6 protein-coding genes are annotated in these 5,736 nt (G+C 40.4%); 3 read left to right on the top strand and 3 right to left on the bottom strand.

Going from position 1 to position 5,736, the window contains the following annotated elements:
• Positions 1-109: 109 nt before the first annotated feature.
• Both ACFIL3_RS06540 and ACFIL3_RS06545 read right to left on the bottom strand, forming a co-directional pair.
• Entirely contained in the window at positions 110-1,123 is a 1,014-nt protein-coding gene (locus ACFIL3_RS06540; protein ID WP_375618002.1) for a sensor histidine kinase, read from the bottom strand.
• Positions 1,124-1,145: 22 nt separating this feature from the next.
• Positions 1,146-1,940 carry a response regulator gene (locus ACFIL3_RS06545; protein ID WP_375607013.1) on the bottom strand — a complete coding sequence of 265 codons (795 nt, stop codon included), beginning with the start codon at positions 1,938-1,940 and terminating at the stop codon, positions 1,146-1,148.
• Between the two features lie 168 nt (positions 1,941-2,108).
• Between ACFIL3_RS06545 and ACFIL3_RS06550 the strand changes: the two genes are divergently transcribed.
• From ACFIL3_RS06550 to ACFIL3_RS06560, 3 genes are all read left to right on the top strand, one after another.
• Positions 2,109-2,312, top strand: coding sequence for a NepR family anti-sigma factor (locus tag ACFIL3_RS06550; RefSeq protein ID WP_375610684.1), 204 nt, complete (start codon positions 2,109-2,111; stop codon positions 2,310-2,312).
• Between the two features lie 7 nt (positions 2,313-2,319).
• Positions 2,320-2,874: an RNA polymerase sigma factor gene (locus ACFIL3_RS06555; RefSeq protein WP_375611691.1), complete on the top strand. Its 555-nt coding sequence runs from the start codon at positions 2,320-2,322 to the stop codon at positions 2,872-2,874.
• Between the two features lie 224 nt (positions 2,875-3,098).
• Positions 3,099-4,529: a sensor histidine kinase gene (locus ACFIL3_RS06560; RefSeq protein WP_375611692.1), complete on the top strand. Its 1,431-nt coding sequence runs from the start codon at positions 3,099-3,101 to the stop codon at positions 4,527-4,529.
• An 895-nt stretch (positions 4,530-5,424) separates the two neighbouring features.
• Here ACFIL3_RS06560 and ACFIL3_RS06565 read toward each other — a convergent pair.
• Positions 5,425-5,736: M23 family metallopeptidase (locus ACFIL3_RS06565; protein WP_375681954.1), on the bottom strand; the 312-nt coding region annotated here is incomplete at its 5' end.

Here is a 5,736-nt window from a genome sequence, read left to right on the forward strand (position 1 = left end):
ATAGAGGTTGGTTTAAAGAGGTTGGAAAATATCTTTGTGCTTAATAAACAGATGAGACATTTTGCTAAAAAAGGGGAAAATTCTCTTGTTCATTGTTTAAAATGCTCTTTTAAGAAAAAATATCAAAATAAGTATCAGGAACAGAGAGGCAATAGACAATTCCTTCTTGTGTCAATTTGAGGGAAGCTGAACCATTCACGGAAATGGGAACGATTTTTTCGAGAACGGCACTACCAAAACAGGCTTTTTTATTGTTTGTGGGAGGGATGCCGGATTCAAAATTTTCATGCCAAGTGATGATAAGTTGCGTTTTGCCATTCAGTTTTGTTTCAATTTCACAGCGTACACAGATGCTCCCCTTTTCTTGGGAAAGGGCTCCAAAAGAAAGAGAATTGACAATCAGTTCATGAAAAGCCAAACCGATATGCAAAGCGGCATTGGGAAAAAGATAAGGATCGACGCCTTCAAGTGAAAAACGTTCTGTTTCTTTCATAAAATAACCTAAAGCCTGCGTTTGGACCAATTCGCGAAATTGAGCACCGCGCCAATCGGAATCAGTGATCAGATCTTGAGAATGAGAAAGAGAATGAAGACGACCTTGAAATTTTCGTAAAAAAACCTGAAGAGATTCAGTATAGCGCGCGGTTTGGCTGGCAATACTTTGAATGATCGCTAGAAGGTTTTTAGAACGGTGACTGACTTCGCGAAGAAGGATTTTAAGCACTTGTTCACGGCGGCGTAAGCCGGAAATATTGACACCGGTGGTGATAATACCAATAATGTCTTCGTTATCATTGCGGTGGCAATCAATAGAAAATTTGTACCAAATCTCTTGTTTATTTGTATCTTCAAAACGTGCTTCAACAGTTTGCATTTTGCCACTGGCTAAAACTTGCAGTTTGATGGTTTCCATATTGTCTGCAAGGTCAAGCGAAAAAAAGTCGCTGTCACGACACCCAACCCGCCATTTATTGTGCAAATGATGTGGCAAGTTTTCAGCCCATAAATAAACCAGATTTGTTGCCTGATAGAGAACGCAAATATCAGCACCACGAATCGCTTGCATGAGCGCACTCATATGAGATCTATCCATGGGAGGCTTTGAAAGAGGCGTAACGATCATAATTTTAAGATGTTACCCTGTTCTAAGCCGCTTTAGAAGCATTCTCTTGAAAAAATAAAGCTTGGGAAATAAGCGCTTTCACCATATCAGGGTTAAAAGGTTTGGTCACTAAAAAAGTTGGTTCTGGACGCTCGCCAGTGAGAAGCCTTTCGGGAAAAGCCGTGATGAAAATCACCGGTATACGGTCATTTTTCAAAATCTCGTTGACCGCATCAATCCCTGAACTGTTATCGGCTAATTGAATATCAGCCAAAATCAACCGTGGTTTTTTCTTATGATACATGATGACAGCTTCATCACGCGTGCGCGCTATTCCTACAACATGATGACCTAGGCTTTCTACCATTTGCTCAATATCAAGTGCAATAAGAGGTTCATCTTCAATAATCATGACTTCAGTGGCAATTTGTTGAGAAATATCAATGGATGCTTGGTTGAGAAGCTTGCGAAATTCTTTCGTATCCAGATTCATGATTTCGCTGGCGTCTTGTTCATGAAATCCTTCAACGGCAATGAGCAAAAATGCTTGGCGTGCACGGGGTGTGAGATAGGATAATTTGGCACTGGTTTTTTGTTCAAGACCAAATTGGGGCAGGGGTTCTGGGATGTTTGGTGTGGTTTGGTCAAAAAGATGGCAAAAAAGCCAATAGGTACCAATTCGGTCAGTGGAGGCTTTGGGAAAAATGGAGATGTCGGCAATGAGTGCTTCCAACATCGCTGAAACATAGGCATCGCCAGAGGATTGGCTACCGGTGACAGAGCGGGCAAAACGCCGAAGATAGGGAAGATGCGGGGCAATGCGCGTTGATAATGACATAATTTATAACTCCTTTGACCTTTCAAGCATTTTGTTGGTTGAAATTCTCAACCGATAAAAAAGTTCCTTGATTTGTATGGAACTTTTTACCGGCAGCTATATTTACAACCATAAGGCGAAAAATTCTTCGCGGTGCTACCAGTAATATATGGATTAGGGGGATGAAAAATGAACGACCGTGATGAAAAAAATCTCACCACACAATTTAGAGTTGGAGATGATCTTCTCGGGGTCAATAGCGAAATAGCACGGAAGTTACGTCAATTTTACATGGAAATTCAAGAAGAAGCACTGCCACGGTGTTTGCTTGAGCTTTTAGAGAAGTTGGAGCGCGCAGAGCAATTTGGCTTAAACAATGTGGAAAAGGTTTGAATCCTTTATGTCAAAGTGCGCGAAAAACTTTAAACAAGAACTCCTTTCTGTGTTGCCGGCTTTACGAGCTTTTGCTGTTTCTTTAAGTGGCAAGCACGATAAAGCCGAAGATTTGGTCCAAGATACTGTTATGAAGGCATGGGCTAAGCAAGATAGTTTTGAGATGGGAACTAATCTTAAAGCTTGGCTTTTTACCATTTTGCGCAATGAATTTTATAGTCAAATGCGTAAAAAGGGAAGAGAAGTTCAAGATACCGACGGCGTGTTTACTCAAAATGTCGCTGTTCATCCTGCTCAATATGGATCACTTGATTTGCAAGATTTCAAAAAAGCCTTAAATTTGCTTTCTGCCGATCAAAGAGAAGCCATTATTCTCATTGGCGCATCGGGATTTTCTTATGAAGATGCTGCGGCTATTTGTGGTTGTGCTGTTGGAACCATTAAAAGCCGTGTGAGCAGGGCGCGTAATCGATTACAAGAACTTCTTAAAGTCAATGGTGAGTCTGATTATGGTCCTGATTCTTACTCAGCTGGAAGTACATTGTGTTCATTTAACGGCTAAAAAAGCATAATAATTATGATTGATAGCCTTGTTTTTTTTATTCCCGTTATAGCTATTACAGTAAAGTCAGTATCTGAGGGAATTCAGAAGTTTGGCGTGTATCCTTAGGAACACAAGAAAAGCCTGTATAAAACTTTCTCACGGGCTTTAGGTTTTATGTTCCATAAGGTTGCCTTCCTTTGTGCTGAAAAATGACGACTTTCAAGTTCGCCAATGGACATTCTATGACAACAAAAACAAATTTGATGCCTCAAATGCCTTCTTCTGATGCAACGATATCACGCTGGCGGTGGGGTGCGATTGTTGTTTCTCTTGTTATGGCTCTTTTGGCATCGGTTTTTATTATGTTGCTTTCAAATGCCGTTGATCGAGAAGTCGCACAGTTGAATACAAGTTCAGAATTGCGCGAACAGGCTGATTTGGTCCTTATTAGCCTGATTGATATGGCTGTTGCTGATCGCAGCTATGCAAAAACGCGCAAGGCGGAAGATAAAATACGTTTTGAAAATGCAGAGCGGGAGTTGGGGAATATTCTCGACTATATCGCACTTATTGTTTATGCGCATCCGCAGTGGTATAAATGGTTTACGGCTTTTAAAGAAGAGGTTGAAGCACGAAAAGCCTTTATGAATGCCCATATGCGTGCTCTTGATGCGATTCCTGAACAACCTTCTCAACCTTCTCATGCGGACTCTTTGGAAGTATCAAAGATTCCTGTAGCACGTTTAGCTCAATTGATGACAAGCTTTATTAATGGGGATGATGTGGTGCGACAAAAACAGCGTGAGGGTATCGCATTGATGCGGGCGGCTTTGACATTGGCGGCTATTGTTTCCGTTGTGAGTACTTTTATTTCTGCCTATTTTGTTATTAATCGTTTTCATCGTGATATGCGCTCTTTAAAATTGTATCAATTGCTGCTTCATAGTGAAAATATCGCTCTGGAAGCCCGCGTGAAAGAACGAACACAAGAATTAGAAAGAGCACGTAATCACGCTGAAAAAGAACGCCAACGGGTTGAAATATTGTTGCAGGATGCAAGCCATCGCATTGGCAATTCTCTTGGGACGGTGTCTTCTTTGTTGGGGCTCCAGTTAAACCGGAGCAAAAATGAAGAGGTGCGTGCTGTTCTAGGGGCTGCACGTGATCGTATTCAGACAATTTCTACAGCACATCGTCGTTTGCGCTTAAGTGATGATATGGAAACGACTTTATTGGCAGAGTTTCTCAGCTCTGTTGTGCATGATGTCGAATTGGCAGTCCCTTTTGAATTGCGTGAAAACATCACCATTCACACCAACTTTAAAGATTGTCGCCTGTCTTCAAGAGATGCGACAACACTTGGAATTATCCTTGGTGAACTGCTGACAAATTCCTTAAAACATGCCTTTCCTGATCAACGGTCTGGTCATATTTATATCTCCTTTGGTCCCCAGAAAGATGGACAATTGATGCTCATTGTAGAAGATGATGGCGTGGGAATGAAAAGCCAAACTTTAAAACAAAAAACAGGACTTGGTCGTGTGGTCGTGGAACAGCTCTGTATGCAATTTGGTGAAAAACCTCTGTTTGAAACTTCTGCTTTAGGAGGCACAAAGATTGTCATTCCTTTGCCAAAACTTAGCATGAATAGTTCAAAAAAAAGCTCTGACTGATTTTTTAAAAGGGTAAATTTTTTCTTTTCTCGTGGTAAGCTGCCTTTCATTCATCGTGAATGTATGGGGAGGGCATCTTTTCACAAGAAGAAGGAAAAATACGGCTTCAGTAGCGCGAACACAGCACCATTCATATCAGATTGTCAATTGCCTTCAAGAGAAACAACTTTGCTTCTTTATCTTTTGGTGTAATGTTTGATTTTCTCTCTTGTTGTTTTTTTGCTTTGTTGACTCCGATGATCGGCTTTCAAAGTTCTCCTTGTCTGAGAGCTTTGAAGTGCTTAAGTTAGCCTTTAAATTTATTTTGAATAAGTGCTTCTTTAAGCCAATAATACTTATATTCGTAAGCTCTATTGCTTTGCAAAGAGAGAGTTTTTTCAAGTTTTGTTATTTTTTGTAAGGCATGTGAAACTTTAAATATGGGGTGTTTTTGTAAGCGTGTGGGAGAAATATTTTTAAGGTAAAACGCGCTTGTAAAAAACTCATGCCCTCCCTCCTTCAGGGCTTTAAACAGCATCAGTGCTCAACCAGTGGAATCTGTGCAACAAGAAGTCGGGTTGTTTATAGAATGATATGGGTTTTAGAATCTTCGTTCTTTAGAAAAACTCACCTTTGATTTGAGATTTTATTGCATGGCAAATAAGGACGGGCTATCGTTTTGATAAAATAAACAAGAAGAGTTAGCCTTTTGGGGTTTCATATTTTTCACTTTTCTATTGTGCGTAAACCAGAAAAGGGGAGGGCGTTTTATTTTTAATCATTGTGATGCGACCTTGGGTGGTGGCATCTTTCGGCGTATTCTTTAATAGATATTTAAAATGCGGAAATCTCTTTAAGAAAAGTAAGCGCTCAAGCATATTTTTTAGATGTTTTGAGTCGTAAAAATGCAGATGCTTTAAGTTTCTTCGGAGGGTGCTATTGGGCTGTTGATCAAGGCATCAATGTTGTTTTTTTCTTGTAGGAATGTTTGTAGGTCTTGATTGGTTAAGGCTTTGCTATCCGGTATACGAATGCGCATGGGATCAACCTTGACGCCATTGACAATGATTTCAAAATGACAATGGGGTCCGGTTGCCATTCCTGTTGATCCAACATACCCAATAATTTGTCCTTGTCGTACTTTCACGCCTGGTTTGATGTCTGGTGCATAACGACTTTGGTGTGAATAACTGCTGACATATCCATTGGCATGTTGAATTTCCGTATG

It is taken from the genome of Bartonella sp. CE47NXGY, assembly GCF_042195415.1.
Classification (GTDB): domain Bacteria; phylum Pseudomonadota; class Alphaproteobacteria; order Rhizobiales; family Rhizobiaceae; genus Bartonella.

Coding starts and splice junctions, on each gene's coding strand:
- ACFIL3_RS06560 (WP_375611692.1), top strand. CDS start 3,099: ATGACAACAAAAACAAATTTGATGCCTCAAATGCCTTCTTCTGATGCA.
- ACFIL3_RS06550 (WP_375610684.1), top strand. CDS start 2,109: ATGAACGACCGTGATGAAAAAAATCTCACCACACAATTTAGAGTTGGA.
- ACFIL3_RS06540 (WP_375618002.1), bottom strand. CDS start 1,123: ATGATCGTTACGCCTCTTTCAAAGCCTCCCATGGATAGATCTCATATG.
- ACFIL3_RS06545 (WP_375607013.1), bottom strand. CDS start 1,940: ATGTCATTATCAACGCGCATTGCCCCGCATCTTCCCTATCTTCGGCGT.
- ACFIL3_RS06555 (WP_375611691.1), top strand. CDS start 2,320: ATGTCAAAGTGCGCGAAAAACTTTAAACAAGAACTCCTTTCTGTGTTG.